Consider the following 26,915-nt stretch of genomic DNA (forward strand, 5'->3'; position numbering starts at 1 on the left):
CGAAGTCTCCCAGCCGATCCCAGGCCCCCGCAAACGAGAAAGGCCGCCCCACCAGCAGGTGGGACGGCCGATCCGAACAGCCTCGCCTAGACGAGCTGCTTCTTCTTCGCGTAGTGGCACGCCGCGCGGGTCAAGCCGTCGTGGTCGGACCGCAGGAGCGGCTCCACCTCGATGCACTTGCGCTGATCGCTCTCAGGAAGCGTCTTGAACAGCGGGCAGCGCGTGCGGAACCGGCAGCCCGAAGGCGGGTTCGACGGGCTCGGGACGTCGCCCTGGAGGACGATCCGCTCGCGGGTCCGCTCCTTGCGCGGGTCCGGAAGCGGGATCGCCGACATGAGGGCCTGCGTGTACGGGTGGGCCGGACCGGCGAAGAGCTGGTCGGTGGTCCCCTCCTCCACGATCTTGCCCAGGTACATGACCGCGACCTTGTCCGCGATGTGCCGCACCACCGAAAGGTCGTGCGACACGAACAGGTAAGACAGGCCCAGCTCGTCCTGGAGGTCCTCAAGCAGGTTGATGACACCCGCCTGAATCGACACGTCCAGAGCCGACACCGGCTCGTCCAGCATCAGCACGCGCGGCTGGAGCGCCAGAGCGCGGGCGATGCCGATGCGCTGGCGCTGCCCGCCCGAGAACTCGTGCGGGTACCGGTTGCGATGCTCGGGGTTCAGGCCGACGATCTCGATCAGGCTGTTCACCCGGTCGCGGCCGCCGTTCTTGAACACGCCGTGCACGCGCAGCGGCTCGGCGATGATCTCGAAGACCGTCATGCGCGGGTCCAGCGAGGCCATCGGGTCCTGGAAGACCAGCTGGATGTCCCGGCGGACCGGGCGCATCTGGTTGCGCGACAGCTTCGTCAGGTCCCGGCCCTCGTAGAGGACCTCGCCCGACGTCGGCGCGATGAGGTTCATCATCAGCCGCGCCGTCGTGGACTTGCCGCAGCCGGACTCGCCGACCAGAGCGAGCGTCTCGTTCGCGCCGATCTCCAGGTTCACCCCGGAGACGGCGTGGACCGCGCCCACCTTGCGCCGCAGAATCCCCTTGGAGCGCACGGGGAACTCCTTGACCAGGTTCTTCCCGGCGATGACCGGGTTGGCCGCGGTCTGCGGAGTGTCGAGCATGGCGTTCACTTGTCCTCCTCGTCGGCGGCCGCGGCGCCTTCGGCGTCCATGGCCTCCACCTCGGCCTCGACGGACAGGTCCGTGGCGACGGGCGCGAACACGTCGTCGGGGGCCTTGCCTTCGAGCTGGTCCGAGAAGTGGCAGGCGGCCACGTGGCCCGAGCCGTTGATGGGCAGCAGGTCGGGTTCGACCTCCGCGCAGATGTCCTGGTGCATGGGGCAGCGGGCCCGGAACGGGCAGCCCGGCGCCAGGTTGAGCATCGACGGCGGCGTCCCGTGGATGGGCGTGAGGCGCTGGTCGCGGCTCTCGTCCATGCGCGGGAGCGAGCCGATGAGGCCCAGCGTGTACGGCATGCGCGGCTGGTAGAAGATCTCGTCGACCGAGCCGTGCTCGACGGGGCGCCCGGCGTACATCACCAGGACCTCGTCGGTGTGCCCGGCGATGACGCCCAGGTCGTGCGTGATGAGGATCAGCGCGGCGTTGACCTCTTCGCGGGCCTTCTCCAGGGCTTCGAGGACCTGCGCCTGGACGGTCACGTCGAGGGCCGTGGTCGGCTCGTCGGCGATGATGACGTCCGGGTTGTTCGCCATCGCGATGGCGATGACGACGCGCTGGCGCATGCCGCCCGACAGCTCGTGCGGGTAGGCGTCGACCCGCTGCTGCGGGTTCGGGATGCCGACCGAGTCGAGCAGGTCGATGCAGCGGACCCGGGCCTCGGCCTTGGAGATGTCCGAGTAGTGGGTGCGGATCGCCTCGGCGAGCTGGAAGCCGACCGTGTAGACCGGGTTGAGGCTCGTGAGGGGGTCCTGGAAGATCATGGAGATCTTCTTGCCGCGGATGCGGGACAGTTCGGCGTCGCCGAGGCCGAGGAGCTCCTCGCCTTCGAGCTTGGCCGAGCCGGTGATCTCGGCGGTCTTGGGCAGCAGGCCCATGATCGCCATGGAGGTCACCGACTTGCCCGAGCCCGACTCGCCCACGATGCCGAGGCTCTGGCCGCGGCGGAGCTCGTAGGAGACGCCGCGCACGGCCTGGACGAGGCCGTCGTCGGTCGGGAAGCCGACCTTGAGGTCCTGCACGGACAGGACGGTGTCGCCCTTGGTGCCCGTGGAGCGGCCCTTGTCGCTGGTGGAGACCGAGATGTTCGCCATGCTTATCGCCTCACCATCGTCTGTCGCGGGTCCATCGCGTCGCGCAGGCCGTCGCCGATGAAGTTGATGGTCAGCGCGATCAGGATGATCATGACACCCGGGATGTAGAACAGGTACCAGTGCTCGTTGAACGCCGACGCGCCCGCCGCGTCGATGAGCAGGCCCAGCGACGTGTCGGGGCTCTGGATGCCCAGGCCGAGGAACGACAGGGTCGTCTCGGACAGGATGGCGAAGGCGATCTGGAGCGTCACGGACACGATGATGACGCTCATCGTGTTCGGGATCAGGTGCTTGGTGATGATGTGCCAGTCGGAGCCGCCCGCCGAGCGCGCGGCCTCGATGAACTCCTTCTCGCGCAGGGACAGGACCTCGGCGCGCACGGCGCGCGCGATGGAGGTCCAGCCGAACACGGCGAGGATGATGGCCATGTGGTACCAGCGCACGGAGGTGTCGATGGCCCCGGCGAGCGCGCCCGTGATCACCAGGAACGGGATCACGAACATGATGTCGAGGAAGCGCATGAGCACCGAGTCGATCCAGCCGCGGTAGAACCCGGCGACGGCGCCGTAGAGCGCGCCGATGACCGTGGAGCCGATCGCGACGACGAGGGCGACGTTCAGGGACTGCTTGGTCGCCTGCATCATCGCGCCGAGCATGTCGCGGCCGGCCTTGTCGGTGCCGAACGGGTGCTCAAGGCTCGGGGCGGCCCACGAGGGGATCTCCGAGTGGATCTTGTAGTCCCACTTCCACAGGAACGGGCCGATGTACGCGAACAGCACGATGACCAGGAAGATCACCAGGCTGATGACGGCGGCGCGGTGCCGGAAGAAGCGGCGGCCGACCATCTCCCACTGGCCGCGCTCCTTGGTGCTGATGGCCTCGGCGTCGAGGCGCGGGGAAGCGGTGTTACTCATAGCGGATCCTCGGGTCGAGCACGCCGTACAGGATGTCGGAGATCAGGACGCCGATCAGGACGACGACGCCGGAGATGAGCACGTAGGCCATGACGGCGAAGGTGTCGCCCGCGTTGATCGCGTCGAGCGAGTACACGCCCAGGCCCCTCCACCCGAAGATGGACTCGGTGACCATCGCGCCGCCCATGGCGCCGGAGAGGGCCAGGGGCGCGAAGGTCGCGACCGGGATGAGGGCGGTCCGCAGGGCGTGGCGCCGCATGACGGTGCCGTTGCGGACGCCCTTGGCCCGGGCGAGGCGCACGTAGTCGGAGTTCATCACTTCGAGCATGCTGGCGCGCTGGTAGCGGGAGATGGCCGCGTAGCCGCCGAGCATGAGCACCAGGGTGGGCACGATGAGGAACGGCAGCGAGTCGACGAAGACCTGCCAGCCGTTGCCCTGGTAGCCGGTGGTGCCCGAGCCGTAGGTCTGGAAGACCGTGGAGCCCAGGATCTTGTTGAGCTGGACGGCGCCCTCCTTGAAGAGGGAGCCGAGCCAGAAGATGGGCATGGCGAGGAACAGGAAGCCGAGGAACGTCAGCGTGTAGTCCGTCCTCGAATACTGTTTGACGGCGCTGACGACACCCGCGAGAATGGCGATGCCGACCGACGCGATGGTGGCGAACAGGACCAGCCGGAGCGTGATCCAGAACCTGCTGGAGATCTCATTGCCGATGTCCATGGCCGAGCCCTCGATGGAGGGGCCCCACTTGCCCTGGAGCAGGCCGATGTCGTCGTTGGTGTCGCCGAGCCCGGTGAGCCAGATCCAGTACCGCTCGGGAACCGAGCGGTCGTAGTACCAGGACGCTTCGAGCGCGTCGATGGTGGTCTGGGGTACCGGCTCGCCTGTGGACTGCTCGATCTCGAAGACCCTGTCCTGTACCGGGTCGTTCGACAAGTCGACCAGGGCAAAGCACAGGATAGTCGCCCCCAGCAGCACCGGGATCATCATCAGGGTGCGCCGGATTATGAATACAACCATAATGCCTCGTTAACGGTTTCTCTACTGTGGCCCGGTCCGCCTGCCGACCGGTCCTGCCGCGCTGCCGCGCGGCTCCTCATTGGGCTCACTGACTCCCCATTCTGCGGCCCCGACGTGCGGGCCTCACCAGCGAGCGGGAACTCGCCCGGAATGGGCGACTCGAAGGTAAAAACTACTCAGTGTCTGCCACACCCCATTCTGCGATGTTGTAGGCCGCTCGTTGCTGGGAAGCCCAATTGTCCCGGACGTTGACCAAGTTATCGGAGACCATCACCACCACCGGTGAGTCCACGATCGGGAGGACGTAGGCGTCCTCGATGACGCGCTTGACGGCCTCGTTGGCGCGTGCGGCGGCGTCGTCCATGTCCAGGGTGCCGTTGATCTCCTCGATGAGCACGTCGAGGTCGGGGTCGTCGAGGTTGCCGAAGTTCGAGCCGGACTCCGAGGACCAGTACTGGGACGCGGAGCCGACGAACAGCGGGTCCGAGCTCCAGCCGAAGTTGATCATGTCGAAGTCGGACTCGGCCAGGACCGTGCCCAGGTCGGAGTCGGGGATCGGCTTGAGGGTGACGTCGATGCCGAGGTCGGCGAGGGTCGCCTGGGTGAGCTCGCCGGTGATCTTGCGCGACTCGCGGGACTCGATGTAGCGGAAGTTGAGCTTCACCTCCTCGCCGTCCGGGGTCTCCAGCGCGCCGTCGGCGTTCCAGGTGTACCCGGCGTCCACGAGGGTGTCGCGGGCCATCTCGATGTCGCCCGCGCCCTGGCCGGTGGCGGTCAGGTAGTCGGTGAAGTACTCCGAGCCGTTGCGGAAGAGGTGGTTGTTCTTCCGCTCGATGTCGGACTGCACGAACGCGTAGGTGCGGGAGATGATGCTCTCCAGGTCGATGGCCTGGAAGACCGCGGTGCGCAGCTCGACGTCCGAGAGGAACTCGTTGTTGGTGTTCAGGTCGATGTGCTCCCACGAGGGGCCGCCCGCGATCGAGTAGGAGAGGCCGTCGGCGCTCTCCAGCTGCGTGATCGCCTCGGCGGTGACCGAGAAGGGGGAGGCGCCGTCGATCTCGCCGTTGCGCAGGGCGGTGACGATGTTGTCGAGGCCCTCCATGACCTGGAAGGTGATCTTGTCGAGGGTGACCTCGGTGTCGCCGGCCCAGTCGGGGTTCGGCTCGTAGATCACGTACTCGCCCATGGCCGCGTTCGCGACCTTGTAGGGGCCGGTGGTCCAGGTGGGGGTGGTCTCGGAGAAGTACAGCTCGGCCGCGGCCATGGCGGCCGGGTCGTTCTTCCAGTCGAAGCCCTGGTCCTCGGCCACGTGCGCGGGCTCGGAGAGGACCTCCTCGTACTTCCACTCCGCGGAGTGGTACGAGTCGACGTAGGTGACGGTGACGGTGTTGGCGTCGCCCTCGATGCTCGCGACCTGGGAGCCGTAGGTGGTGGTCGCGGGGGTGCACTCGGCGCACAGGTCGTTGTTGCCGGACCTGGCGTACCAGTGGTAGATGAAGTCGTCCACGGTGATGTCGGTGCCGTCGCCCCAGTTGGCGCCCTCTTTGAGGGTGTATTCGACCGTCACGGGGCTCTCGCTCACGAGCTTGGGCTCGGAGGCGAACAGGCCCTCGTTGACGATGAAATTGTTGTCCTGATCCCACTGGCCGGTGTACGGCCACATGCCCGCGAGGGCGAGGCTCACGTACGCGTTGTTGCCGTCGGCCGTGTTCTGGTTCCAGCTGCTCCATCCGGCGTCGATGGCCCACGTGATCTCGCCGCCGTCCGCGCGCTCGCCGGAGTTGCATCCGGCGGCGTCGGTGACGCAGTCGTCCAGGCTGGACGAGACCGCGTTCCCCTGGCCGCAGCCCGCAAGGGCCAGGGTGGTGCAGGCGAAGGCGGCGACGGCCGCCATGTGGTGTCGCTTCATGGTTCCTCTCGTGGGTTTGCGCCGCCGGACCGGTCGGCGGGGAGGGCACCGTGGTGGGGGCGGTGTGCCTGCCTGGCCGATTCGCCGCCGGGGGCCGCGGGAGGGCTCCGTGAGGCGACGGTCGGGTGACGCGAGGTACAGCCTTCCACGGGAATCGCAGGTTTCGGACAGCCGAACCAGAGATGATCTTCGTTCGTTATGGTCCCGTGATGTTCATTCCCTGAATGGCTGCGAAAGGTGGGATTTTCACAGTCCACCAGGGGAAACCCGTCGCGACACTGAGACCGGGCCGGGGTCCGGGCGGGCCGCCCGCGGCGCTGCGTCATCGCCTCGCCACCAGAACGGAATCCGCTCAGAAACCATTCGAGCGGGGGAGCCCCGGGAAGGGGCTCCGCCGCTCGGGCTCAGAGAGCCCTGCTTACTTGATCTTCCACTCGCGGATGTTGAAGAGCGGTCCGGCCTGGGTGTAGCCGTTCACGACCGGGCCCTCCAGGACCTGCGGGTTGTTGTAGAACGCCTGCGGCTCGTCGAAGATCGGCAGGGTGTAGGCGTCCGGCACGACCAGCGCGTCGACCGCGTTGGCGGCCTCGGCGGCGGCGTCGATGTCGAACGTCGCGCGGACCTGCGCGATGAGCGCGTCGGCCTCGGGGTTGTTGTACTTGCCGTAGTTCGAGCCGGAGTCCGACTGGAAGTACTGCGAGGGGGCGACGGTGAACGCGGCCGAGCCGGACCAGCCGAAGATGATCAGGTCGAAGTCGCCCTCGGCGAGGACGTTGCCGAGCTCGCCGTCCGGGATCGCGACGAGTTCGAGCGCGATGCCGATGGAGGCGAGGGACGCCTGGGACAGCTCGGCGGCGAGCTTGCGGACCGGGTCCGACTCCGCGTAGCGGATGCGGAAGGTCACGGCCTTGCCGTCGGCGGTCGTCAGGGTGCCGCCCTCTTCGGCGCCGGTGTAGCCGGCGGCCGTGAGGATCTCGGCGGCCTTGGCGACGTCGCCGGAGCCCTGGCCCGTCGGGCCGATGATGTCCTGGAAGTACTCGTTGTCGTTGGAGAAGAAGTGGTTCAGCTTCTGCTGGACGCCCGACTCCGGGTAGTTCTTGGCCGAGATGTCCGGGATGTTGATCGCGGTGAACACGGCCTGGCGCAGCGGGATGTCCGCGAGGAACTCGTTCTGCACGTTGGCGTCGAAGTGCAGCCACACCGAGCCCGCGTAGGTCTCGATCTGCATGTTCGGGTCCTCGGCGAGCTTGGCGTTCTCCTCCTCGGAGAACTCGCTCGGCCAGGCGCCGTCGATGGTGCCCTGGCGCATCTCGGTGACGATGTTGGCGGTGCCCTCGACGACCTTGAGCGTGAGCTTCTCGATGGTGGGCTTGATGGAGCCCTGGTACTTGTCGTTGATCTCGTACACGATGTACTCGCCGAGCTTGGCGTCGACCAGCTTGAACGGGCCGGTGCCGAGGACGCCCTGGCCGTCGGCGGTGGGGGTGGTGGTCTCGAAGTACTGGATCGCGTCGCCCATGACCTCGGGGTCGGTGGCCCAGTCGGCGAAGCCGTTGGCCTCGGCGATGTGCGAGGGCAGGTAGACCGTCGAGGCGTAGAGCCACTCGGGGTCGGAGTAGCCCGCGACGTAGGTGACGACGATCGAGCCGTCGTCGGCCTGCTCGATGGACTCGACCATGGAGCCCCAGTCGACGGAGGCCGGGAGGGCCTTCTCCTGGTTGGCGTGCTCGGCCTTGCCGGACATCGAGTACCACTGGAAGATGAAGTCCTCGACGCGGACGGGGTTGCCGTCCGACCACTGGGCGTTCTCGTTCAGCACGTACTTGATGGTCATCGGGGACTCGGAGACGAGCTCCGGCTCCGAGGCGAAGATCGCGTCGTCGTAGACCCACTTGGCGTTGGGGTCGAAGTCGCCGGAGCCGGCGGCCATCGGCACCATGGCCTGGTGGCCGTAGGAGTTGTTGCCGGCCTGCGTGTTCTCGTTCCAGGAGGCCCAGGCGGAGGAGATCGCCCAGACGACCTCAGTCTTGCCGGAACCGCCGCCGTCGCCGTCGTTGCCGCCGCAAGCGGCCAGCGTGAGGGCGGCGCCGCCGCCGAGCGACAGGCCGCCGAGAGCTCTACGGGTAAGAGCCATGAGTGTTTCTCCTCCAGATATCGATGCCGAGGGGCCTCCGGTCGGTCGCGAAAGCGCCGATGCCTCGCGTCCGGACGAAACGGGTTGGGGGAAGGCGTGCGTCCCTCGGCGGTGTTGTGACAAACACTGGCACAGACGTGAGCGGATTGACACGGCGGAGGGCCCAACTGGAGTTTATTCGTGATGCATTCGTGACTTAGGGCCCCGGAGGGTGTGGTCTGAATGGACCGTGGGGCCGATGTGGCATCGGCCCCACGGGGGAATTCAGTGAATTATCGGGATGCAGTACTGCGAATCGACCGCCGTTGTTCGGGCCCCGTTTCCGGGCCCGAGGGGGGCCGTGGCGCTACGGCTTGTCCCACTCGCGGACGTTCCAGACCGGGCCCGCCTGGCTGGCGGGGTTGACCGGGTCGGTGAGGTTGACGAGCTTCTTGTTCCACAGCACCGACAGCGGGCTGGAGTACAGCGGCAGGGTGAACGCCTGGGCGACGGCCTGCGCGCTGATCTGGTTCGCGAAGCCCGCGGACTCGGCGATGTCGAACGTGCCGCGCACCTTCGGGAGCAGCTCGTTGATGACCGGGTCGTCGTAGCCGCCGTAGTTGGAGGCCGACTCGGTCGAGAACTGCTGGTCCGGGCTGGTGGTGAACGCCGGGGAGCCGACCCACGAGAACACGATCATGTCGAAGTCCGCGGAGGCGAGCGTCGCTGAGAAGTCCTCGTCGCCGAAGCCCTTCAGCTCCAGGTCGATGCCGAGCGGCTCCAGCTGGGCCTGGATGATCTCGCCGGTGAGCTTGCGGATCTCGTTCGAGGTGGCGAAGCGGAAGTTGAAGACGACCTGCTCGCCGTCCTTCTCCAGCTTCTCCTCCGCGTTCCAGGTGTACCCGGCGGCAGTGAGGATCGCCTTGGCCGCGTCGATGTCGCCGAGGCCGTAGTTCGCCGGGGTCAGGTAGTCCTCGTAGTAGGGGCTGTCCTCGGTGAAGTAGTGGTTGCCGAGCCACGGGACCTCGGTGCCGGGGAACGCCCGCTCCTTGATCTCGTTGATGTCGATCGTCGTGAAGACGGCCTTGCGGAGCTCGACGTCCTTGAGGAAGCCGTTGCGCACGTTGATGTCGAAGTGCGACCAGGTGGCGCCCGCGTACGTCTCGTACGCCCACTCCTCCGGGTTCTCGTCGAGCTCCTGGAGGATCTCCAGCGAGAAGTCGTTCGGCCAGCAGCCCGCGATGGTGCCCTGGCGCAGCTCGGTCACCTCGGCCTCGATGCCCGTCACCGGCTTCATCGTGAGCTTGGTGAACTTGGCCTTCTTCGAGCCCTGGTACTTCTCGTTGGGCTCGTAGACGATGTACTCGCCGAGCTTGTTGTCGACGGGCTTGTACGGGCCGGAGACGACGGTCCACAGGTTCTCGTTGAACCAGGTGATCGCGTCGCCCATGACCTCGGGGTCGCTCGCCCAGGTCGCGAAGCCGCCCTCTTCCTCGGCGTAGTGGCTCGGCAGGTAGACCCCGCCGGTGAACAGCCACTCCGGGTCGACGGTGCCGGGCAGGAAGGTGGTGACGATGACGCCGGGCTCGGTCTCCTCGATCTTCTCGATCATGGAGCCCCAGGCGGTGCCCGCGGGGAGGGCCTTCTCCTGGTTCGCGTGCGCGGCGTTGCCGGACAGCGAGTACCACTGGAAGATGAAGTCCTCCAGGCGGATCGGCTTGCCGTCCGACCACTGGGCGCCCTCCTTGAGGGTCACCTGGACCTGCATCGGGTCCTCGCTGATGAGCTGCGGCTCGCCGTCGAAGATCGCGTCGTCGTAGAAGACGCTGCCTTCCGGGTCGAAGTCGTAGCCGACCTGGCCGACGGCGATCATCGGGGTCATCGCGAGGTGGCCGGCCGAGTTGTTGCCGGTGCTGGTGTTCTCGTTCCAGGCCTCCCACGGGTACGCGATCGCCCAGACCAGCTCGCCGCTGGCCTCGCCGCCGTCCTCTTCGTTGCCGCCGCAGGCCGCCAGCATGAGCGCGGACGACCCGCCGATGGTCAGTCCGCCGAGTGCTCTACGGGTAAGAGCCATTGCTGTGTCTCCTCCATTGGGTGTGTTCGACCGGGGGGACCGCCCGTTCGCGGACCGCGGGGAGCGGCGTCGGTGCCGCGCGCGGGCGCAGAGGGGGTGGGCGTTCTCCTCGGCAGTACTGGATCACAGGCTTCCACGGCCGCGGAGCGAATGGAACGTCTCGGTACGGATTTGGCGGGGCATTGTTACCCGACCGATACGCGAAAGGGGCGATCCGTGCGGATCGCCCCTCGTTCACGCCGCTGTCAAGCGGTTTTCCCTGCTAGGCGGGCTTCCAGTTCTGGACGTCCCACAGCGGGCCGGACTGGCTGTTGCCGTTCGGCGTGACCCCGCCGAGGTTGTTCTGGTTGTAGATCGTGGACTGCGGCTCGTCCAGCAGCGGCAGCGTGAACGCCGCGGGCATGACCATGGCCTCGACGTCGTTGGCGAACCCGGCGGCCTCGTCCAGCGAGGTCGTGGAGGTGACCTTGGCGATCGCCTCGTCGAGCCCGTCGAGCGAGTACCCGCCGAAGTTGGAGCCCGAGGTCGAGCCGAAGTACTGGTAGGGCGCGGTCGTGAACGCGGGCGTGCCCGACCAGCCGTAGACGATGAGGTCGAAGTCCGCTTCGGACAGGACCGGGCCGAGCTGGCCGTCCGGGATCGCCGTGAGCGTCACGTCGATGCCGATCTCGGCGAGCCGGGACTGGACGACCTCGCCGATGAGCGTGCGGGTCGCGTCGCCGTCGGCGTAGCGGAACTTCAGCGTGACCGCCTCGCCGTCGGGCGTGGTCAGCGTGTCGCCGGTGGTGTAGCCCGCGGCCGCGAGCGCGGCGTTGGCGGCGTCGGCGTCGCCCGAGCCCTGCTGCGGGTCGGTCTGGCTGAGGAAGTCCTCGAAGTACTGGCTGGTCTGGCTGAAGAAGTGGTTCTGCCGCAGCGCCACCTCGGTGTCGGGGTAGGCGCGGTCCACGAGCTCCTGGTTGTCGATGGCGGTGAACACGGCCTGGCGCAGCACCTGGTCGGACAGGAACTTGTTCTTGGTGTTCGTGTCGATGTGGAGCCAGACGTTGCCCTCGTAGACCTCGGTCTTGACGGCGTCGTCGCCGTCGAGCTTGTCGAGCTCCTCCTGGCTGAACTCGCTGGGCCAGGAGCCGTCGATCTCGCCGTTGCGCAGGGCGGTGACGATCGCGTCGGTGCCCTCCACGACCTTGAGGGTGAGCTTGTCGAGGCCGGGGTCGGCGCTGCCCTGGTAGTTCTCGTTGGGCTCGTAGATGACGTACTCGCCGACCTTGGCGTCGGTGGGCTTGTAGGGCCCGGCCGACCAGGTGGGCGCGGTGGTGGCGAGCCAGTCGGCGCTGTTGCCCATGACGGCCGGGTCGCTCTGCCAGTCGGCGAAGCCGTTGTCCTCGATGACGTGGCTGGGCTGGAGGTTCGGGTAGGCGAACTGCCATTCGGGGTTGAGGTAGCCGTCGATGTAGGTGACGGTGACGACGCCGTCGGCCTCGGTCACGGAGGCGACGTTGGCGCCCCAGTCGGTGGTGGCGGGCGCGCACTGCTCCTGGTTGCAGAAGTCGGCGCTGCCGGACATCTGGTACCAGACGTAGATGAAGTCCTCGGCGCGGATGGGCTTGCCGTCGGACCACTGGGCGTTCTCGTTGAGGGTGTACGTGACGGTGAGCGGGGCCTCGGAGGTCAGCTCGGGCGCCTTGGAGAGGACGGCGTCGTTGAACTCGAAGTCGCCGTCCGGGTTGAAGTCGCCGAAGGACGCGGCGAGCGGGGTGAGCACCTGGTTGAGGTAGCTGTTGTTGCCCTCGCTGGTGTTCGGGTTCCACGAGTCCCAGCCCGAGCTGATCGCCCAGGTGACGTCGCTGTCGCCGCCGCTCGACGAGCCGCCGCCGCAGGCGCCGAGCGCCCCCGCCGCGAGCGCCGCCGCACCGGCCACCGCCAGCGCGGTTGCCCTTGCAGGTCGCATATGACCACTCCCCCTGTTGCTCCCTTGTGGGCCGCGCCGAGGGGCGCGACCGGTTCATCGTTACACCTGGGGGGCCGCGTTTCGGGGAGTTTCGGACAAAACCGCGTTCTGAAAGGGCGAAGGGGCCGGTGCGTCCGCACCGGCCCCGTTGCGCATGAGGGTTACTCGGCTCTGAGCCCCCACTCGGCGACGTTGTACAGGGCCCGCTGCTGGGAGGCCCAGTTGTCGCGGACGTTGACCAGCTCGGGGGTGGCGATGATGGCGACGGGGGTGTTCACCAGGGGCAGCTGGTAGGCGTCGTCCACGACCTGCTCGGCGATCCGGTTGCCGATCTCGGCGGCCTTGGCGGGGTCGGGTTCGAGGGCGAGGGCGTCGATGAGGTCGTCGAGTTCGGGGTCGTTGAGGCGCCCGTAGTTGGTGGGGGCGTCGGAGGCCCAGAACTGGCGGGCGGAGTTGACGATGACGGGCTGGGAGGTCCAGCCGAAGGCGACCATGTCGAACTCGGAGCCGTCGAGGGTGGGGCCGAGGTCGGCGGCGGGGAAGGACTTGAGCTCGACGTCGATGCCGATGTCGGCGAGGTTGAAGGCGACGAGGTCGGCCATGGTCTGGCGGTCGTCGGAGCCGTCGGCGTACCGGTAGTTGAAGACGACCTGCTTGCCGTCGGGGTCGAGGAGCTTGCCGTCGCCGTCCCAGGTGTACCCGGCCTCGGTGAGGCCGTCGCGGGCCTGCTCGGTGTCGCCGGCGCCCTGGCCGGTGGCGGTGAGGTGGTCCTGGAAGTTCGCGGAGTCGTTGCGGTAGAGGTGGTTGAGCTTGCGCGCGGCGTCGGACTGCACGTTGGCGTAGGTGCGGGCGATGATCTCCTCGACGTCGATGGCCTGGAAGACGGCGGTGCGCAGGACCGGGTCGGAGAGGAACTCGTTGTTGACGTTGATGTCGATGTGGTGCCACAGGGGCCCGCGGTCGACGTTGAAGTCGATACCGGACTCGCCGACGAGCTGGACGACGTTCTCGGCGCTGATGTTGCCGGGGCTGGAGCCGTCGACGTTGCCCTGGCGGATCTCGGTGATGATCGATTCGAGGGAGTCGAAGGACTTGAGGGTGAGCTTGTCGAGGGTGACCTCGGTGGACCCGGCCCAGTCCGCGTTGGGTTTGAAGATCGCGTAGTCGCCGGTGGCGGCGTCGTCGATCTTGAAGGGCCCGGCGCTCCAGGTGGGGATCGCCTGGGAGAAGTAGGTCTCGGCGGCGGCCATGGCGGCGGGGTCGCCCCTCCAGTCCAGGCCCTGCTCGTCGGCGATGTGGGAGGGGTTGGAGAGGACGGGCTCGTACTTCCACTCGGAGGAGGCGTACTCGTCGCTGTAGGTGATGACGATCTTGTCGGCGGTGGCGCCCTCCTCGATGGAGGCGACGTCGGCGGCGGTGGCCGCGGCGGGCGTGCAGTCCTGGCAGAGCGCGGGGTTCCCGGAGCGGGCGTACCAGGTGTAGGTGAAGTCGTCGATGCCGATGGGGTTGCCGTCGCCCCAGTTCGCGTCGGGGTTGAGGGTGTACTCGACCTGCATGGGGTGCTCGTTGACCAGGACGGGGTCGCCGGAGAAGATCGCGTCGTTGACGACGAAGTCGGCGTTCTGGTCGAACTGGCCCACGGCGGGCCAGTAGGGGGCGGTGACCTGGAGCGTGTAGACGGTGTACTCGGCGGAGAGGTTGGGGTTCCAGCCGGTCCAGGAGCCGTCGATGCCCCAGGTGATCTCGCCGCCGTCGGCGCGTTCGCCGGAGTTGCAGGAGACGGGGTCGGAGGCGCAGTCCTCGAAGCCGGGGTCGCCGGCTCCCTGGCCCTGGCCGCAGGCGGTGGTGGCGCCCAGGATCATGACCAGGGCGGCGCCGGTCCCGATGGCGCCGGTTCCGGGTCGTCGTGCTCGCAACATCGTTCTCCTCATACTCCGGGCCGCGGGGCGATACGGGGGTTCGCGGCGCTATGGGGAATATGAGCATGCAGTGCCACTGCGCCCCAAGTGTCCTCATTGACCGTCCATTGGGTACGGATGAGGAACTTACGGGGGGTATATCCGCAGGTTGGGGCATGGTTGCGGCGAATCCGTAAAGGACCCGTAGATTTCATCGCTTTGCCCGACAATCCAGGCGTTCGCCTCGGCGTCAGATGATTGTGACCAAATCGGTACCAACACCGAGGCGGGCGCCACATCGGACCGACCACGCTCCGTGCGTCACCGCATCTGGGCCGGCAGCTCCCGCGAGCGGACCACGGTGAGCCGCGAGACGGCGCGCGTGAGCGCGACGTACAAGTGCCGCAAGCCGACTCCCTCGACCGTCGCGCCGCCCGTGGCGGGGGCCTCGACGATCTCGACGGGCTCGACGACCACCACGTGGTCGTATTCGAGGCCCTTCGCGAGGCTCGCGGCGACCAGCTCGACCCGCTCGGTCCCTTCGAGGAGCGGCCGCAGCTCCTCGGCGCGCGCGTCCGCGGCGATGACCCCCACGAGGCCCTCCTCCTTGAGCGCCTTGGCGACCGCGTCGCGCACGCCCTGGGCGAGGTCGGCGGTCTCGATGTGGTCCAGGGACCCGTCCGAGCGGATCGACCGGGCCGGGGCTACGCCCACGCCCAGGTGCGGCAGGACCCGGTTCGCCAGCTCGATGATGACGGCGGGGACGCGGAACCCGGTGGTCAGCTCGGTGTGCTCGACCTGGTCCTTCCCCAAGTGCCGCATCTGGTCCGCCCACGAGGACGCGGCCCACGGCGTCGTCCCCTGCGCGAGGTCCCCCAGGACCGTGACCGAGCCCTTCCCCGAGCGGCGGGCGATGGCCCTGCACTGCATCGGGGACAGGTCCTGGGCCTCGTCGATCACGATGTGCCCGAACGAGGCCGAGGGGTCGCGCAGCTTCAGGTGCGCCTCCACCTCGTCGGCGACGAGCAGGTCGGCGGCGCTGGGCTTCGCGGGCTTCCCGGTGAGCAGGGCGGCCTCGGCCTCGGTGAGGATGCCGCGCGTCGCGTCGGCCCGGAACGCCGCGTCCGTGTACAGCTTCTTCATGACGGTCTTCGCGTTCAGCTTGGGCCACACCGCGTCCATGAACCCCTGGACGGCCTCGGTCCGCTTGATCTTCGTGCCCCACTTCGCGTCCGGGGAGTGCCCCGACCGGATCTCCGCCTGGCGCCGCACCCCCTGCACGATCGCGTCCTCGACGGCCTTGCGCCCGGCCGTGTAGGTGCGGGTGTGCCTGCGGGCGTTCGCGATCGCCTCCTCCAGGAACCTCGCGCCGAGCCGCCAGCGCCACCCGCCGTCGGCGATGAGCAGGCCCTCCTCGGCGGTCACGCCCGCGTCGGCGACGGTCCCGAGGTGGCCCCAGACGGCCCGCTCGCAGACCAGGGCGATCCGCTCGTCGTGCTTGACGAGCGCGGCCTCGTGCGTGTCGGCGGCGGTGGCGGTGTGGGCGCCGGTGAGCTGCTGCACGGTGACCTGCCAGACGGAGGTCTCGCCGAGGGTGGGGAGGACCCCGGCGATGTAGTTGAGGAAGCCCTCGTTGGGGCCGACGACGAGGACCCCGGACTTGTTGAGCTTGTCGGTGTAGTTGTAGAGCAGCCAGGCCGCGCGGTGGAGGCCGACGGCGGTCTTGCCGGTGCCGGGGGCGCCCTGGACGCACAGGTTGGCCTCGGCGCCGCGGCGGATCAGCTCGTCCTGCTCGGGCTGGATGGTCGCGACGATGTCGCGCATCGGGCCGGTGCGGGGGCGCTCGATCTCGGCGGTGAGGATGTCGGAGGCGACCTCCTCGCCGAAGACGAGGTTCTCGTCCTCGAAGCCGGTGAGCGCGCCGCCGTTGAAGCCGAAGCGGCGGCGCCTGGCGACCTCGCGGCGGTCGTGGACGGAGGCCCGGTAGTACTGCTCGGAGAGGGGCGCGCGCCAGTCGAGGACGATCGGGTCGTTGCGCTCGTCGCGGATGTGGCGGCGGCCGATGTGGAAGTCCTCGCCGTCGTCCATCCAGATGCGGCCGAAGAACAGGGCGATGCCGCGGTCGGTGAGGTCGGCGAGGCGGGGCTTGGTGTAGTTGGCCATGGCCCACCCGAAGAGGTGGTCGGACCTGACGTCGCCGAGCCCGAGGTTCTTCGCGGACTCGTCGAAGTCCCCCGAGTAGATGTCGTGGATGCCCTCGGTGAGGTCCCGCATCCGCGCCATGCAGACGCGGGCGTGCTCGTGTCGGGCGATTTCTTCCTGGAGTTCGGTTTCTGACACAGGAGTCTCCCCGGTGGATTTGTCAGACCATGCTTCTGACGCGCGGAGCGCGGCGCTGGATGCCTGAAAGGCGAACCGTCGACCTTACCGGGGGTTGAACAGGAGCTGCAAACGATTTAGCGCACACTCAGCGGCTTGACGTCCACCAGCCGCCCGTCGTCGCGGTGGAGGACCCACCCGCCGCCGGGGGCGAGGTCGCCGTCCGGCTCCTGGGAGCGCGCGGCCAGGTCGTGGCCGTCCAGGGCGGCCGTGCCGACCAGGAGCGCGCACAGCACCGGGGCCTCGGCGCACACGACCGCGGTGCGGCGCGGGTCCGGGAGGGACCGCAGGGCGCGGGCGGCCCGCCAGACCGCGGCGTGCGCGGGGCTGAGCGCGGGCGCGTCCCGGGCCAGGTCCGGGGAGGCGAGCGCCTGGAGGTCGAGGCGGCTCGCCAGCGGCGCGAGCGTGTCGGCGCACGCCCGGCCGGGCCCGGCCAGGAGCGCCGTCGGGTTGTACAGCTGGAGGAAGTCGGCGAGCGCCCAGGCGCGCCTCGACTGGGCGTCGGTGAGCCGGTCGCCGGGCCCGTCGGCGACGTGCCGGAGCAGGATGAGCGCCGACAGCATCAGCGGCCTCGGAGGGCGGGGGAGCGTCGCATATCGACGATGCTTCATCCCCCGGTGAACGGCAGTTGAACCCGCAGTTTGCGCGGAGGTGAACAGTCCGCGGCGGTGCGGCCTAGCGCCCTTGAACGGCAGCCCTACTGCGGCACGTAGCGCAGGTCCTCGTACTCGTCGTGCCGCTGCATCCACCGGTCCACGAACGGGCAGGTCGGGTACGCCTTCGCGCCCTTCGCCCGCAGGTCGTCCAGTGCGTGCCGCACCAGCCGGTCGCCCCAGCCCTGCCCGCGCAGCGACCGGTCGACCTCCGTGTGCGGCAGGACGATGAAGTCGTCCCCCTGCATGTACTCCAGGTACCCCAGCACCTCGCCCGCGTCGTTCCGCAGCTCGTACCGCTGCTCGCCGCCGTTCTCCACAACAGAAAGATCCGCCATGCGCCAACCCTATCCGGCCCGGCGGCCTCCGGGCCCGGCTAAACGGCGCTCGTCACTCTCACCCGGCCCGGCAGCGCCACGGAGGCGACGGCTCCGGCGAGGCAGATGCAGGCGGCCGCGGTGAAGACGTCGGCGTACTGGGCGGCGAGGGCGTGGTCGATGGCCTCCAGGTACGCCTCCTGGCGGGAGAGGTAGACCGACTCGGAGATCCCGAACGGCAGGGGCGTGTCGAGGTCCGCGGTGGACTCCTGGAAGCGGTGGAGGCTCCAGGAGGTCAGCGCCGCGACGCCGATGAGCATCCCCATCATGCGGGCGACGACCGCGAGCGCCGCGGCCGTGCCGTGGCGGTCCTCGGGGACGACCCGCAGCGCCGCCGAGGACAGCGGCGCGATCGTCAGGCCCAGGGCGGCCCCGGCCAGCGCGAGGCCGAGCGCGACGTGCGGGACGGCGTCGGCGATCCACACGTACGCCAAAGCGGCCGTGGCGAACCCGGCGAGGGCCGGGACGCGCTCGCCGTAGCGGCCCGCGAGGGCCCCGCCCGCGACGGCCCCGACCGGCAGGCCCGCGAGGAACCACATGAGCAGCAGCGCGCCGCCCGCGGAGTCCAGGCCCAGGAGGGTCTGGGCGAGCAGCTGCGTGTCGACGAGGGTGACCATGAGGACCGCGCCCGCGGCGGCGCTGGCGACCAGGACCGCCGTGTAGGGCCGCCATCTGACGCCGTCGGGTTCGAGGAGGCGCACCGGGGAGCGGCGCTGCTGGATCGCGAACAGGGCGAGGACGGCGGCGCCGGCGACGATCGCGACCGGGCCCCACGGCGGCAGCACCGCGTCCTCGGGCTCGGGGTTGTACAGGCCGATCGTGAACAGCCCCAGGGCGACGGCGAGGAGGCCGCCGCCGAGGAAGTCGATGCGGGCGTCCCGGCGGGGCACGTCCCGCGGGAGCGCGGCGTGGACGGCCAGGGCGGCGAGGGCCGCGAGGGGGACGTTGATCCAGAAGATCCCCTGCCAGCCGACGAGCGCGGCGATCCCGGCGCCGACGAGCGGCCCGAGGACGGCCCCGAGCTCCTGGGCGGCCCCGACCCAGCCGAGGACCGCGGCGCGGCGCTCGGTGGCGAACAGGTCCGCGGCGAGGGCCATCGTCACGGGCAGGAGCGCCCCGCCCGCGAGGCCCTGGAGGGTCCGGCCCGCGACGAGGGGCGCGAGTTCGACCGAGAGGGCGGAGACGACCGAGCCGATCGCGAAGGCCGCCAGGCACACGTGGATGACGATGCGGCGCCCGAACCGGTCCGAGACGCGCCCGAGCAGGGGCATGCCCGCGATGTAGCCGAGGAGGTACCCGGTGACCAGGGGCGTGGCCCGCTCCAGGTGGTTCGCGGGGATGTCGAGGTCGCCGATCATGTCGACCAGGACGCTGACGAGGACGTAGGCGTCGATCGAGCCGAGGAGGACGGCCGCGCCCGCGGCGGTCAGGGCCAGGCCGGAGCGGCGGGGGGCGGCGGGCTCAGGGGGCTTCAATGTCGACCGGCTTGTCGTAGTCGTCGAGCAGGAGCGTCACGGTCGCGTCCCCTTGGGCGAACTCGGCTTTGACGACTCGGAGGGTCTCCTCGTCGAACCACACGGTCGCGGTGTTCCAGTCCCCGGCCGCGGGCAGGAACTCCGCGAACGCCGCGGGGTCGAACACGACCTCGTACCGGTAAGTGTCGAAGCCGCCGACGGCCTCGGTGTCCTCGGGCGTCGCGGTCTCGACGGCGTTGAGGAGGGCGGCGATCCCGGCGCCGGGGTCGAGCAGGACGGTCGGGTCGTAGGGGAGCATCTCGTCCCCCACCGGGATCTCCTGGTATCCGCCGGTGACGCCCTTGACGTAGGCGCTCTCGCCGATGATCGTGTAGTCGACCTCCAGGTCCATGCCGAGCGCGGTGATCGTGCCGGTCCCCTCGGCGTCCCCGTCGGCGGTGACCACGCCGTCGGCGCTCTTGACCGCGAGGCCCTCGACCTCCCCGTCCACCGCCAGTTCGAAGTGGACCGATTCGACCTCGGCCATCACCTCCGACGCGCTGGGCAGCACTTCGTCGGCGGCGGGCACCTCGTCGGCGCCGTCGGAGCAGCCGGCGGCGAGTGCCGTGAGCGCGAGGGCGGCGGCGCCGATCACGGGGAGTTTCGATCGCATAGGGCGATCCTATGCCCCGGCGTTCCGGGCGGGAAACCGAGAAAGACCGCCCGCGCGAGCGGGCGGTCTTCCGGGGTTCCCCAAGGGGGTCAGGCGCAGCCGACGCTGGGCCAGTTCCAGTTGCCGTTGGCCTGGATGGTGAGGCCGAAGGTGTTGCCGGAGCCGTTGGGGGTCGCCACGAGCTGCTGCGCGCTGGGGTAGGACGCGTTGCAGTTCCAGGTCGAGAGGACCCTCGCGGGCGAGGGGATGTTCAGCGTGGTCCGCCAGTCGCTCTTGCCGGAGACGGTGACGTTGAGGTTGTACCGGTCGCCCCAGCTCTGGCCCGCGGACAGGACCGCGGTGCAGGCGCCGCCGCCACCGCCCCCGCCGCCTCCGCCGGTGCTGTCGAGCGTGATGTTGGAGTTGCCGGTGGACTGGTAGCCCTCGGTCGCCATGATCATGTAGTAGCTGAAGGCGCCGAGGTTCATGCCCGCGCGGGCCCAGGCGTCGAAGTGCTCGCCGGTGTTGATGGTCCCCGAGGTGCGGTTGCCCTGGCGGACGCTCCAGTACTGGTTGAAGGTCTTGGTGCCCTCCACCGACGGGGCGTTGTAGCGGGTGGACTGGCCGAGCCAGTAGGTGCCGCCGCTGGTGTTGAGCGTGCCGCGCTGCGAGGCGCCGCTGCTGGGGTTGTAGGGGCCGTGCGATTCGACGATGTAGTACTCGACCAGCGGGTTGGAGGTCCACCCGTACAGCGCGAGGTAGCCGTTGCTGCCGTGGTTGACCGAGCCGCTGTAGTTGACCGTGCGGCGGCCGCCGTTGGCCCAGCCCTTGCCGCCGACCCAGTTGTTGGCGCCGTTCCAGGAGGAGCTGTAGTTCCCGCCCGACCCGAGGGTCATCGAGGCGCGGCCCTGGGTGTCGGTCCAGAACGAGTAGTAGTAGCCGTTGTGGGTGCCCTCCTGGTTGGTGGTGATCACCTGCTGCGCCTGCGCGGCGCTCGGCATGACCAGCCCGGAGGCCCCGAGCGCGAGCGCGCCGGCGCCGCCGAGCAGGAGGTTCCTGCGGCTGAAGAGGCTGGGGGGAGGGTTGTGCTTCATCCTGTCTCCTCGAAAGGGGGCGGAACGGCCGAAGAAGCCGTATCGAGAATCGTCTATCCCTCGATGTAGACCATCGTGGACGCGCGCCCCGAACATGTCAATGACTTTCGGAAAACTATCGGAACTTTCTTGATCGATCACTCCGAAACTTCCGGACCGAAGACAGCGAAAAGGCCGCCCGCGAACGCGGACGGCCCTGCTCGTGCCCCCGGCAGGATTCGAACCTGCGACACCTGGTCCCGGAAACCAGTGCTCTATCCACTGAGCTACGGAGGCGTGCCCGACGAGTCGGACGGAACGATGCTATCAGCACCCGGGGAGGGGATCGAACGCGGTTTGCCCGGCGAGGATCACACCTTCGTTTCGTCCTGCGATTCGGCGCGTCGAGTGTCGGAGGACGGGCATAGGCTGACTCCGCCGAAACCTGTGAGCCTAGCGGACACGCTGCGGTTTCGCCGTCCGAATCACCGGAAAAACACATCATCTTGGGGAGACCCCGGAGCCCGACCACAACATGTATGATTCCCCTCTGTCAGAACCAACAGCACGAGGGGATGCAGAGATGACCGGGCTCGCCACCACGCCATCCGCCACCACCACCGCTCCGCAGCAGCGGGAGCCCGAGCAGGGCCCCGTCGCGCTCATCGCCGAGCGCATTCGCGTCCATGCCGCCGGACTGCCCGACGTGGACGGCGAGAAGGTCATCGCCCAGATCGAGGCCGGCCTGTGGCCCGGCGCGACCGAGGCGGCGCTGCGCGAGCGGGCCGTCGAGATCACCTCGTCGAGCGTCGCCTCCGAGCCGACCTACTCCAAGCTCGCCGCCCGCCTGCTCGCCGAGCACATCGCGGACGAGACCGCGGGCGAGGGCGTCACCTCGTTCACGACCTCCATCGCCGCGTGCCGCGACAACGGGCTCCTCTCGGAGGACCTCGTCGCGTTCGTCGACGCCAACGCCGCCGCGCTCGACGCGGTCATCGACGACGCCGCCGACGACCGCTTCGAGTACTTCGGCCTGCGCACCGTCTACGACCGCTACCTGCTGCGCCACCCCGAGCACCGCACGGTCCTCGAACGGCCCCAGTACTTCATGCTCCGCGTCGCGTGCGGCCTGAGCCAGTCCGTGGAGGAGGCCGCCGAGCTGTACCGGCTCATGTCGGCCCTCGCGTACCTGCCGTCCTCGCCGACCCTGTTCAACTCGGGCACCAAGCGCGCCCAGCTCTCCTCGTGCTTCCTGCTCGACTCCCCCAAGGACGAGCTCGACTCGATCTACGAGCGCTACAGCCAGGTCGCGCGCCTCTCGAAGTACGCGGGCGGCATCGGCATCGCCTGGTCGCGCGTGCGCTCGCGCGGCTCGCTCATCCGCGGCACCAACGGCCACTCGAACGGGATCGTGCCGTGGCTGCGGACCCTCGACTCGTCCGTGGCGGCGGTGAACCAGGGCGGTCGCCGCAAGGGCGCCGCGTGCGTGTACCTCGCGACCTGGCACGCCGACATCGAGGAGTTCCTGGAGCTGCGCGACAACACCGGCGACGTCGAGCGCCGCACGCACAACCTCAACCTCGCCAACTGGATCCCCGACGAGTTCATGCGCCGCGTCGAGAACGACGCGACCTGGTCCCTGTTCGACCCCAAGGAGACCCCCGAGCTGGTCGACCTGTGGGGCGAGGAGTTCGACGAGGCGTACCGCGCCGCCGAGAACGCCGGGAAGGCCCGCAAGACCGTCCCCGCCCGCGAGCTGTACGGCCGCATGATGCGGACCCTGGCCCAGACCGGCAACGGCTGGATGACCTTCTCCGACACCGCGAACCGGACCTCGAACCAGACCGCGCGCAAAGAGAACGTGATCCACCTGTCGAACCTGTGCACCGAGATCCTGGAGGTCACCAACGACTCCGAGACCGCCGTGTGCAACCTCGGGTCCGTCAACCTCGCCGAGCACTGCTCCCCCGAGGGCTTCGACTTCGAGCGCCTGGAGACCACGGTCCGCAGCGCCGTCAAGTTCCTCGACCGCACCATCGACCTGGGCTTCTACCCGACCGCCGAGGCCGAGAAGGCCAACCGCAAGTGGCGCCCGATCGGCCTGGGCTGCATGGGCCTCGCCGACGTGTTCTTCAAGCTGAAGCTCGCGTTCGACTCCGAGGAGGCCCTCGCGCTGTCCACCGCGATCAGTGAGCGGATCGCCCTGGTGGCCTTCGAGACCTCCGCCGGACTCGCCGCGACCCTCGGGGCGCACCCGAACTTCGGGGAGACCCGCGCCGCCGACGGCGTGCTCCACCTCGACCACTACCCGAACGCGCGCGTCACGCTGAACGAGCGCTGGGACGCCGTGCGCGGCGAGGTCGCCGAGCACGGCCTGCGCAACTCGCTCATGATCGCCATCGCGCCGACCGCCACGATCGCCTCGATCGCCGGGTGCGCCGAGTGCATCGAGCCGGTCGTCTCCAACGTGTTCAAGCGCGAGACCCTGTCGGGCGAGTTCCTCCAGGTCAACCGCCACCTGATCGCCGAGCTCAAGGAGCGCGGGATCTGGAACGAGCAGCTGCGCCAGGCCATCGTCGTCGCCGAGGGCTCCGTCCAGGGCATCAGCGCGATCCCGGCCGACCTCCAGGAGCGGTACCGCACCGCCTGGGAGCTGCCGCAGCGCGCCCTGATCGACCTCGCCGCGGCCCGCACGCCGTTCATCGACCAGGCCCAGTCGCTCAACCTGTTCCAGGCCAGCCCGACCATCGGCAAGCTCTCGTCGATGTACCGGTACGCGTGGCAGCAGGGCCTCAAGACCACGTACTACCTGCGCAGCCGCCCGGCCACGCGCATCAACCAGACGACCGTGAGCGCCGCTCCCGCCGAGCAGGCCCCCACCGAGCTGGAGGTCGTCCCGGCCGACATCGCGTGCTCCCTGGAGAACCCGGAGAGCTGCGAAGCCTGCCAGTAAGACCGCTGCGGGCGGGGCGCCGCGGCGCCCCGCCCGCTCCATGACATCGAACTGCCGCCCGCCCCAAGCGAACCGACAACCGAGAGGACGCCCAATGCTGCTCGACCCGGGCATGAACCTGACCCTGCGACCCATGCAATACCCGGACTTCTACGACCAGTACCGGGCGGCGATCAAGAACACGTGGACCGTCGAGGAGGTCGACCTCGCCTCGGACCTGACCGACCTGGCGTCGTTCACGCCCCAGGAGCAGCACCTCATCCACCGGCTCGTGGCCTTCTTCGCCACCGGCGACACGATCGTCGCGAACAACCTGGTGCTCAACCTGTACCAGCACGTCAACTCCCCCGAAGGGCGGCTCTACCTCTCGCGCCAGCTCTTCGAGGAGGCCGTGCACGTGCAGTTCTACCTGACGCTGCTCGACACGTACCTGCCCGACCCCGACGAGCGCGCGAAGGCGTTCGACGCGGTCAACAACATCCCCTCGATCAAGCGCAAGGCCGACTTCTGCTTCAAGTGGATCGACGAGGTCTTCGACATGCAGGAGCTGAAGACCGGCGAGGACCGGCGCAAGTTCCTCCTCAACCTGATCTGCTTCGCCGCGTGCATCGAGGGCCTGTTCTTCTACGGCGCCTTCGCGTACGTGTACTGGCTGCGCAGCCGGGGCCTCCTCGACGGCCTCGCCACCGGCACCAACTGGGTCTTCCGCGACGAGTCCTGCCACATGAACTTCGCGTTCAGCGTCGTGGACATCGTGCGCCAGGAGGAGCCCGAGCTGTTCGACGACGAGATGCGCCGCCAGGTCACCGACATGCTGGAGGAGGCCGTGGAGGCCGAGCTCCAGTTCGCCGAGGACCTCATCGGCGAGGGCATGCCCGGCATGACCGTCAAGGACATGAAGTCGTACCTGGAGTACGCCGCCGACCAGCGCCTCGTGCGCCTCGGCATGCCGAAGAAGTGGGGCTCGGAGAACCCGTTCCCCTTCATGGCGCTCCAGGACGTGCAGGAGCTGACGAACTTCTTCGAGCGCAGGCCGACCGCCTACCAAGTGGCCGTGGAGGGCAAGGTCGACCTCGACGAGGAGTTCTGATCCCGGGCCGCGGGGTGTCTCCCGCCCGCGGCTGAAAGAGGAGGGGCCCGGCGCGACGCGCCGGGCCCCTTCCTCGTTGCCTGGTTCGGTTGCGGTGCTAGCCCGCCCGCGCGAACGTCGAGCCCGTGGCCTCGGTGCCGTCGCCGAGCTGGGCGACGCACAGGAACGTGCCGTCGCCGGGGACGTACACGTCCGTGGTCCAGTCGACGGCGTCGCTGGAGATGAGCTGCGAGAGCGGGCCGCCGTCGGCCTGGCCGTTCACGCAGGCCGCGGCCACCGCCGGGTCGGCGCGGGCGGCCTCGACGTCGCTGACGCCCTCGGGGAGCTGCCCGGTCGCGTACGCCTCCCACTGGTGGGCGCCGTCGCAGCCGGTCGCGGCGAACGCGGCGTCGAAGCAGGCCGGCTCGGTGACGCAGCCCGCGCCCTCGACCGCGAGGGTGCACTCGCCGACGTAGTCGTCGGCCATGGACTGGGACGCCAGGTCGGCGGGCTCCTCGCCGTCGCCGAAGAGCCACACGCCGCCCGCGATGAGGAGGCCGAGGATGACCAGGCCGACCGCGCCCATGCCGATGAGGCGGCCCATCTCGGAGCCGTTGCCGCCGCCCTCATTCAGGCGGCGCTCGCGGCGGGTCAGGCCGGTCTCGTTGCGGGGCACCGGGACCGGGAGGCGCGAGTCGTGGTCGCGTTCGAGTTCCTGGTCGCGTCCGGCGCTGTAGGCCTCCCAGCGGCCCGTCTCGCCCGCGAAGTCGCGCGCGGGGCTCGGGGCCGGGGCGGGGCTCACCGGGGGGCTCACGGGCGGGCTGGGCAGGCGCGCGGGGGCCGCGGCGGCCTGCGCCGGGCGGCGGACCGGGACGGTGCCCGGCCGCTCCTCGGCGCGGCCGCGGCGCTTGGCCGGGGCGAGGCGGAGCGTCGAGGGCGAGTCGGGCGCGCCGCCGAGGTCGGCGTAGCCGGGGGCCGCGGGCTCGTGGAACTCCGTGGGCGGCGCGTTCAGGGGCGGCGAGGTGTACGCGCCGTAGAGCCCCTGGGACGCAGGCGAGGGCGCGTGCGGGAGGTCGTCGGTGACGCGCGGGATGATGCCGGTGGACGCCTCGGGGATGCTCGCGAGGAACTCGCGGAACTCGACCGCGGTGGGTCGCCCGTCGGGGTTGTTGATGAGCGCGGTGCGCAGCATCTCCAGGAGCAGCGGCGATATGCCGGGGATCGCCGGGATCGGCTGGTCGAACAGGGCCGCGACCTCGTTGATGTCGAGGCCCCCTTCGGCGGGGAAGCGCGGCGGGTTGCCGCTGAGCATCGCGTACAAGGTGGCCGCGAGGGAGTAGACGTCGGCGCTCGGGCCGACGTGCTGCATCTGGAAGACCTCCAGCGGCGCGTACGCGGGGGTCGCCATCATCGAGAACCGCTCCCCGGGGCGGGGGACGGGGATGAGGCTGGAGAGCCCGAAGTCGGCGAGCACGGCGTGGCCGTGGTGGTCGATGAGGAGGTTCGCGGGCTTGATGTCGCGGTGGACGATCCCGGCCTCGTGGGCCGCGGCGAGCGCGTCGGCGATGCGGATGCCGATCTCGATCGTGCGGTGCGGGGGGATCGTGGTGTGGCGGTCCAGCAGGTCGGCGACGGAGCCGCGGCACCGCTCCATGACGACGTACGGGTTCGCCTGGTGGGTGAGCCCGGCCGAGAGCATCTTGACGACGCAGGGGTGGTCGGAGAGGCGCCCGGCGGTCTGGACCTCGTGGCGGAAGCGCTCGCGGGAGGCGTCGTCGGTGAGGGGCCGGGCCTCGATCTTCACGGCCACTTCGGCGCCGTCGTCGAAGCGCGTGGCGCTGAAGACGGTCGAGTACGCGCCGCGGTCGATCTCGCTGAAGCCGGTGAGGCGCTCGATGCCCTGGAGCAGGGACTCGGGGTCGGCCTCGGGCCGGGCTCTCGGCGGGGAGAGGGGAGCGGTTGGAGCACCGTAGGACGACATGGTGTCCACTGGAAACTGCCTCCGTTCTCGGCCAGCGTGCAAGCCGAAGCGTCACTCGGTGTCGAGCCTGTTCAGGTCGGGTGCGCGGGTCAGCGCCGGGGTGCGCGCCGCTGCGTTGCGAAAGCGACTCGGGCCTGGGGGATCCGAGTCATGGGACCTATCGGATAACGGTACGGCAACG

18 protein-coding genes and 1 tRNA gene are annotated in these 26,915 nt (G+C 69.3%); 2 read left to right on the forward strand and 17 right to left on the reverse strand.

Annotation, left to right across the window (positions count from 1 at the left end; all coding sequences use genetic code 11):
- Positions 1-86: 86 nt before the first annotated feature.
- The 16 genes from ACFFXY_RS00550 to ACFFXY_RS00625 form a co-directional block, all read right to left on the reverse strand.
- Positions 87-1,121, reverse strand: a complete 1,035-nt coding sequence (locus ACFFXY_RS00550; RefSeq protein ID WP_382347309.1) for an ABC transporter ATP-binding protein — start codon at positions 1,119-1,121, stop codon at positions 87-89.
- A gap of 5 nt (positions 1,122-1,126) precedes the next feature.
- On the reverse strand, positions 1,127-2,269 hold the full coding sequence (locus ACFFXY_RS00555) for an ABC transporter ATP-binding protein (protein WP_382344843.1): 1,143 nt from the start codon (positions 2,267-2,269) through the stop codon (positions 1,127-1,129).
- 2 nt (positions 2,270-2,271) lie between these two features.
- Complete coding sequence (locus ACFFXY_RS00560) at positions 2,272-3,183, reverse strand: ABC transporter permease (RefSeq protein ID WP_382344844.1); 912 nt, start codon at positions 3,181-3,183, stop codon at positions 2,272-2,274.
- Positions 3,176-4,201, reverse strand: a complete 1,026-nt coding sequence (locus tag ACFFXY_RS00565; protein WP_382344845.1) for an ABC transporter permease — start codon at positions 4,199-4,201, stop codon at positions 3,176-3,178. Before ACFFXY_RS00565 ends, ACFFXY_RS00560 begins: the two co-directional genes overlap by 8 nt.
- A 172-nt stretch (positions 4,202-4,373) precedes the next feature.
- A complete protein-coding gene (locus tag ACFFXY_RS00570) occupies positions 4,374-6,110 on the reverse strand; it encodes an ABC transporter family substrate-binding protein (protein ID WP_382344847.1) in 1,737 nt (578 codons plus the stop codon).
- A 418-nt stretch (positions 6,111-6,528) separates the two neighbouring features.
- Entirely contained in the window at positions 6,529-8,244 is a 1,716-nt protein-coding gene (locus ACFFXY_RS00575; protein WP_382344848.1) for an ABC transporter substrate-binding protein, read from the reverse strand.
- A 346-nt stretch (positions 8,245-8,590) separates the two neighbouring features.
- Positions 8,591-10,297, reverse strand: coding sequence for an ABC transporter substrate-binding protein (locus ACFFXY_RS00580; RefSeq protein ID WP_382344849.1), 1,707 nt, complete (start codon positions 10,295-10,297; stop codon positions 8,591-8,593).
- A gap of 262 nt (positions 10,298-10,559) precedes the next feature.
- The gene (locus tag ACFFXY_RS00585) at positions 10,560-12,245 is read right to left on the reverse strand and encodes an ABC transporter family substrate-binding protein (RefSeq protein WP_382344850.1); all 1,686 of its coding nucleotides are present in this window, start codon (positions 12,243-12,245) and stop codon (positions 10,560-10,562) included.
- A 161-nt stretch (positions 12,246-12,406) separates the two neighbouring features.
- Positions 12,407-14,161: an ABC transporter family substrate-binding protein gene (locus ACFFXY_RS00590; protein WP_382344851.1), complete on the reverse strand. Its 1,755-nt coding sequence runs from the start codon at positions 14,159-14,161 to the stop codon at positions 12,407-12,409.
- Between the two features lie 303 nt (positions 14,162-14,464).
- Entirely contained in the window at positions 14,465-16,483 is a 2,019-nt protein-coding gene (locus ACFFXY_RS00595; protein ID WP_512700547.1) for a HelD family protein, read from the reverse strand.
- Between the two features lie 116 nt (positions 16,484-16,599).
- Positions 16,600-17,085: a histidine phosphatase family protein gene (locus ACFFXY_RS00600; RefSeq protein WP_382344852.1), complete on the reverse strand. Its 486-nt coding sequence runs from the start codon at positions 17,083-17,085 to the stop codon at positions 16,600-16,602.
- Between the two features lie 134 nt (positions 17,086-17,219).
- Positions 17,220-17,513 carry a GNAT family N-acetyltransferase gene (locus ACFFXY_RS00605; protein WP_382344853.1) on the reverse strand — a complete coding sequence of 98 codons (294 nt, stop codon included), beginning with the start codon at positions 17,511-17,513 and terminating at the stop codon, positions 17,220-17,222.
- Between the two features lie 38 nt (positions 17,514-17,551).
- Positions 17,552-19,027, reverse strand: a complete 1,476-nt coding sequence (locus ACFFXY_RS00610; protein ID WP_382344854.1) for an MFS transporter — start codon at positions 19,025-19,027, stop codon at positions 17,552-17,554.
- On the reverse strand, positions 19,014-19,679 hold the full coding sequence (locus ACFFXY_RS00615; RefSeq protein ID WP_382344855.1) for an LppX_LprAFG lipoprotein: 666 nt from the start codon (positions 19,677-19,679) through the stop codon (positions 19,014-19,016). The genes ACFFXY_RS00610 and ACFFXY_RS00615 overlap by 14 nt, the downstream gene beginning before the upstream one ends.
- Positions 19,680-19,768: 89 nt before the next feature.
- Complete coding sequence (locus ACFFXY_RS00620) at positions 19,769-20,752, reverse strand: glycoside hydrolase family 11 protein (RefSeq protein ID WP_382344856.1); 984 nt, start codon at positions 20,750-20,752, stop codon at positions 19,769-19,771.
- A 203-nt stretch (positions 20,753-20,955) separates the two neighbouring features.
- Positions 20,956-21,028, reverse strand: a tRNA-Arg gene (locus ACFFXY_RS00625).
- A gap of 286 nt (positions 21,029-21,314) precedes the next feature.
- Here ACFFXY_RS00625 and ACFFXY_RS00630 point away from each other — a divergent pair.
- Together ACFFXY_RS00630 and ACFFXY_RS00635 are read left to right on the forward strand one after the other, a co-directional pair.
- The gene (locus tag ACFFXY_RS00630; protein ID WP_382344857.1) at positions 21,315-23,684 is read left to right on the forward strand and encodes a ribonucleoside-diphosphate reductase subunit alpha; all 2,370 of its coding nucleotides are present in this window, start codon (positions 21,315-21,317) and stop codon (positions 23,682-23,684) included.
- 94 nt (positions 23,685-23,778) lie between these two features.
- Positions 23,779-24,774 carry a ribonucleotide-diphosphate reductase subunit beta gene (locus tag ACFFXY_RS00635; protein ID WP_382344859.1) on the forward strand — a complete coding sequence of 332 codons (996 nt, stop codon included), beginning with the start codon at positions 23,779-23,781 and terminating at the stop codon, positions 24,772-24,774.
- Between the two features lie 97 nt (positions 24,775-24,871).
- On the opposite strand, the gene ACFFXY_RS00640 is transcribed toward ACFFXY_RS00635, so the two are convergent.
- Positions 24,872-26,734, reverse strand: a complete 1,863-nt coding sequence (locus ACFFXY_RS00640) for a serine/threonine-protein kinase (RefSeq protein ID WP_382344861.1) — start codon at positions 26,732-26,734, stop codon at positions 24,872-24,874.
- Between the last annotated feature and the right edge of the window lie 181 nt (positions 26,735-26,915).

Source organism: Glycomyces mayteni, assembly GCF_042428885.1.
GTDB classification, from domain to species: Bacteria; Actinomycetota; Actinomycetes; order Mycobacteriales; family Micromonosporaceae; genus Glycomyces; species Glycomyces mayteni.

Excerpts from the sequence above, each read along its gene's own strand:
- ACFFXY_RS00570 (WP_382344847.1), bottom strand. The coding sequence starts at position 6,110 with ATGAAGCGACACCACATGGCGGCCGTCGCCGCCTTCGCCTGCACCACC.
- ACFFXY_RS00635 (WP_382344859.1), top strand. The coding sequence starts at position 23,779 with ATGCTGCTCGACCCGGGCATGAACCTGACCCTGCGACCCATGCAATAC.
- ACFFXY_RS00580 (WP_382344849.1), bottom strand. The coding sequence starts at position 10,297 with ATGGCTCTTACCCGTAGAGCACTCGGCGGACTGACCATCGGCGGGTCG.
- ACFFXY_RS00605 (WP_382344853.1), bottom strand. The coding sequence starts at position 17,513 with ATGGCGGATCTTTCTGTTGTGGAGAACGGCGGCGAGCAGCGGTACGAG.
- ACFFXY_RS00600 (WP_382344852.1), bottom strand. The coding sequence starts at position 17,085 with ATGCTGTCGGCGCTCATCCTGCTCCGGCACGTCGCCGACGGGCCCGGC.
- ACFFXY_RS00575 (WP_382344848.1), bottom strand. The coding sequence starts at position 8,244 with ATGGCTCTTACCCGTAGAGCTCTCGGCGGCCTGTCGCTCGGCGGCGGC.
- ACFFXY_RS00640 (WP_382344861.1), bottom strand. The coding sequence starts at position 26,734 with ATGTCGTCCTACGGTGCTCCAACCGCTCCCCTCTCCCCGCCGAGAGCC.
- ACFFXY_RS00555 (WP_382344843.1), bottom strand. The coding sequence starts at position 2,269 with ATGGCGAACATCTCGGTCTCCACCAGCGACAAGGGCCGCTCCACGGGC.
- ACFFXY_RS00620 (WP_382344856.1), bottom strand. The coding sequence starts at position 20,752 with ATGAAGCACAACCCTCCCCCCAGCCTCTTCAGCCGCAGGAACCTCCTG.
- ACFFXY_RS00550 (WP_382347309.1), bottom strand. The coding sequence starts at position 1,121 with ATGCTCGACACTCCGCAGACCGCGGCCAACCCGGTCATCGCCGGGAAG.
- ACFFXY_RS00615 (WP_382344855.1), bottom strand. The coding sequence starts at position 19,679 with ATGCGATCGAAACTCCCCGTGATCGGCGCCGCCGCCCTCGCGCTCACG.
- ACFFXY_RS00565 (WP_382344845.1), bottom strand. The coding sequence starts at position 4,201 with ATGGTTGTATTCATAATCCGGCGCACCCTGATGATGATCCCGGTGCTG.
- ACFFXY_RS00560 (WP_382344844.1), bottom strand. The coding sequence starts at position 3,183 with ATGAGTAACACCGCTTCCCCGCGCCTCGACGCCGAGGCCATCAGCACC.
- ACFFXY_RS00585 (WP_382344850.1), bottom strand. The coding sequence starts at position 12,245 with ATGCGACCTGCAAGGGCAACCGCGCTGGCGGTGGCCGGTGCGGCGGCG.
- ACFFXY_RS00630 (WP_382344857.1), top strand. The coding sequence starts at position 21,315 with ATGACCGGGCTCGCCACCACGCCATCCGCCACCACCACCGCTCCGCAG.